The organism is Methylobacterium sp., from assembly GCF_028290105.1.
Taxonomy (GTDB): domain Bacteria; phylum Pseudomonadota; class Alphaproteobacteria; order Rhizobiales; family Beijerinckiaceae; genus Methylobacterium.
In genome coordinates this window covers 1-3549 of sequence record NZ_JAQGKL010000039.1, presented here as the reverse complement: position 1 = coordinate 3549, position 3549 = coordinate 1, and the positions used below count along the sequence as shown (strand labels likewise).

Here is a 3549-nt window from a genome sequence, read left to right as displayed (position 1 = left end):
GGCCTCCCGCTTCAGGCGGAAGTACCATTGCGAGGGCAGGTCGCCCTGGCCGAACAGCACCATGGTGGGCTTGCGGTCGAGGCCGGCCTGCGCGTGCTGGAGCACCTGCTGGTCCTGCGTCAGGAACTGGCGCATCAGCGGCCGTGCGATGGGCTTCAGGAGGTTGAGGGCCGGCATGTTCCAGTAGAGCGCGTTGGTGAGCAGCGTCCGGTTCTGGGTCATGGGCGTGGCGAAGGTGTAGTTCGCGACCCGCTTCTGCCCGGCCTCGATCCGCTCCAGACGCACGCCGGGCAGGCGGAACTCGATCTCCACGGAGGGGGCGCCGCCGAGCAACCGGTACACCGGTGAACTTATGGTGGTGGCGTGGCTCGTCATGGTGAAGCCGTGCGGCGTCGGCGTGAAGGTCTTCACCTTCTCGCGCAGTTCCTTCGAGGGCCGGAACCACCAGGAATCGTGCACGAAGGCGACGTGGCCCGGATCGACGAGGCTCAGGGTGGTGAGATCGAAGGACGCCTCGACCACGAGTTCGACGACGACGCGGCCCGCGGCCTCGAAGCCGAGTTCGGGCAGGACGGCCGGCTCCGAACCCGTCGGTGCACCGAGATAGGGATTGACCCAGGCAAAGCCCGCGCTTTCGCGGATGGGGAAGCGCTGGACGGCGATGCGCGAGAAATCGGCGGTGTCGGACGCCGACAGCGTCGGCACGTCGCGGCAGCGCCCATCCGTGCCGAAGCGCCAGCCGTGGAATGGGCAAGTCAGTTCGCCCCCGTCGAACCGCCCTTTCGAGAGCGCCATGCCCCGGTGCGGACAGCGGTCGCGGAGCGCGAAGGGAGCGCCCGAGGCCTCCCGGCCCAGCACGATCTGCTCGCCGTTCAGCTCGACCGCGAGAAGCCGGCCGGCCTTGAGGGTCTCGGAGCGCCCGACGCAGTACCAGGCATCCGCGAGCGGCTGGCGCATGGCGTCCGGGTCGAGGGCGGCCTCGTCGGGCGCCGGCATGCGCAGGGCTGTGGACATGGGCGTGCGGGGGTCCGTGCCGGTGAAGGGCCTGAACCTTTAGACGCCCCGTCGGAGCGTGGCCAGCCGAGGGGTCGCCGGCCGCGTGTTCCTGCCGGAAGCGGGGCAGAACAAGGTCAGGTAGGGAGCGGCGGAAAGGCGCGGCTCGGGGTCTTTTCAAAGCCGCCGGGGCTGACTAACTCTGGCTCACCCGCAACGAACGAAAGGAGGTGATCCAGTGTCTCATTGTCATCAGCCGCTCACCCCGGCCTCCCGGACCTGGACCGTCGCCTCCGGCGCAGCCTTCTAGCGCTAGACGCGTACGCAACAGTTTCGGCCGGACATCAAGCGGTTCGGCAATGGAAGGGCCGCCCCTCACGGGGCGGCCCTTCGGTGTTTTCAGCGACCTGAAATGGTCGGAATTCGGTCAGAGCGCGCTGCGCTTCTGGAAGATCGGCTGCGCCAGGGCTTCCGCCCGGGCGGCCCAGAGATCGCGCTCGCTGCGCATCTCGGTGAGCGCGGTAGCATCGGCGGAGGTCTTGGCGCGCAGGTCGCGCATCTCCTGCTCGAAACTGGCCTGGGCCTGGACGAGGCGATCGCGCTCGGCGCGCATGTCGTCGAGATCCCGCATCTCCTCCTCGACATGGGCGCGCAGGTTGCGCAGCTCACGGGCGATCACGCCCTGGAGCGCATCGTAGCGGTCGTTCTCGACCTTGAGCTTGGCCTTCAGCATGATGTTCTCGGCCATCAGGTCGGAGATGTCCGACTCGCCCGCGCCGATCGGGCCCGGCTCCGGCGCGACGACGCGCGGGGTCCAGGAATTGGCGGGCTCGGAGGTCCGCGCCTCGGCGGCGGGCTCGGCCACCCGTGCGCTCTCGCGCATCGCCGGTGCGGCTTCCAGGGAAGCGTCGGAGGCGGACGGCCCCGTGGCCGCCTTCATCGCCGCCAGCCAATCGCGCAACGGCCCCGGCTGCGGCCGGGACGCGGGTTCGTGCTGGGGGTAGTGGCGGGCAGGTTCCGACATGATGGGTCCTCGTCTCTGAGGAGCATCCGACCAAAACATGCTTAATGAAGCGTAAAGACCCGCGACATCAGCGTGCGATCCGGTCGGTTTCTCCGCGCCGATCGCCGGACGGTTCCGTTCCGCCCATCGCGCCCACACCAAGGATCGACGTGCCTCATGACGCTTGAAACCTCGGCCTACCTCGAGGCCCCGGAACTCGCCGGCCTGCCCGGCATCCGCCACGCCTTCTTCACCCGTTGCGGCGGGGTCTCCGACGGGGTCTACGCGTCCCTCAACGGCGGCCTCGGCTCGAACGACGCGGCGGGCGATGTGGCCGAGAACCGGCGCCGGATGGGCGGCCATCTCGGTGTGGCGGCGGATCACCTCGTCAGCCTGTACCAGATCCACTCGCCCGAGGTCGTCGTGGTGGAGGCACCGGTGCCTCTCGCCGACCGGCCGAAGGCCGACGCCATGGTGACGCGGGTCCCGGGCCTGGCGCTCGGGATCGCCACGGCCGATTGCGGGCCGATCCTGTTCGCCGATGCGCAGAACCGCGTGGTGGGCGCGGCCCATGCGGGCTGGAAGGGCGCCCTCACGGGCGTGATCGAGGCGACGGTCGGCGCGATGGAGCGCCTCGGTGCCGCGCGCGGCCGCATCGTCGCGGTGCTAGGGCCGACGATCGCGCAAGCGGCCTATGAGGTCGGCCCGGATTTCATCGCCCGATTCCGCGCGGAGGCCCCGGGCTTCCAGCGCTTTCTCGGTGATGGGGCAAAGGCCGGGCACGCCCAGTTCGACCTGCCCGGCTTCATCCTGGCCCGCCTCGCCGAGGCCGGCATTGCCAGCGCGACCACGCTCGGGCGCTGCACCTACGCGGAGGAGGATCTATTCTACAGTTACCGCCGTACGACCCACCGGGAGGAGCCGGATTACGGCCGCCTGATCTCGGCGATCTGCCTCGCCGCGTGACCCGTCCAGCTCGATGCGACACTTTGTCAATCGAAAAGCGTGGCCGTGGTTGAACCTTGGCCATTCGAGCGCGTTTGAGCGGTAAGTAGCCGGAAAAGGCGAAGCGAGTATCGCCACAAAGGGGCCGTGTTCCATGCGGCTGGCGTGATCGTAGAGCAACAGCTTCTTGCGCTCGGCTCACTTAAAGACGGGGAACCGCAGCGGACGCCTCCAGCAATAGGAGCGCCGCCGCCTTACGGTTTAGAGGACCAGATCATGAAATCCTTCCTTCGCAGCGCCACCGCGCTTGCCGGTATCGCCCTGGCCGGCTCCGCCTTCGCCGCCGATCTTCCGCGCCGCGCGGCTCCCCCGGTGTTCGTGCCGGTGCCGGTGTTCACCTGGACCGGCTTCTACGCCGGTTTCAACGCCGGCTACGGCTTCGGCACGGGCAACGGCAACAACAACAATGGCCCGACCACCGTCGTCGCCACCACGCCGATCTATCTCGCCACCCCCGCCGGCGTCGGCGCCGGTGCGTTCGGCGGCCGTAACTCCAACGAAGGCTTCGTCGGCGGCGGTCAGATCGGCTACAACTACCAGTTCACGCC

Annotated in this window: 3 protein-coding genes and 1 pseudogene; 2 read left to right on the top strand and 2 right to left on the bottom strand. The window is 68.9% G+C overall.

Features of this window, described 5'->3' with window-relative positions:
* Both JWQ05_RS03130 and JWQ05_RS03125 read right to left on the bottom strand, forming a co-directional pair.
* Positions 1-1014, bottom strand: a 1014-nt coding sequence (locus JWQ05_RS03130) for an aromatic ring-hydroxylating dioxygenase subunit alpha (RefSeq protein WP_299654321.1), incomplete at its 3' end; no start/stop codon positions are given.
* A gap of 406 nt (positions 1015-1420) precedes the next feature.
* Positions 1421-2017 carry a hypothetical protein gene (locus tag JWQ05_RS03125; RefSeq protein WP_299654318.1) on the bottom strand — a complete coding sequence of 199 codons (597 nt, stop codon included), beginning with the start codon at positions 2015-2017 and terminating at the stop codon, positions 1421-1423.
* Between the two features lie 156 nt (positions 2018-2173).
* On the opposite strand from JWQ05_RS03125, the gene pgeF reads away from it, so the two are divergent.
* Together pgeF and JWQ05_RS03115 are read left to right on the top strand one after the other, a co-directional pair.
* A complete protein-coding gene (gene pgeF, locus JWQ05_RS03120; RefSeq protein ID WP_299654315.1) occupies positions 2174-2962 on the top strand; it encodes a peptidoglycan editing factor PgeF in 789 nt (262 codons plus the stop codon).
* A gap of 255 nt (positions 2963-3217) precedes the next feature.
* A pseudogene (locus JWQ05_RS03115) lies at positions 3218-3549 on the top strand (porin family protein); the annotation flags it as partial.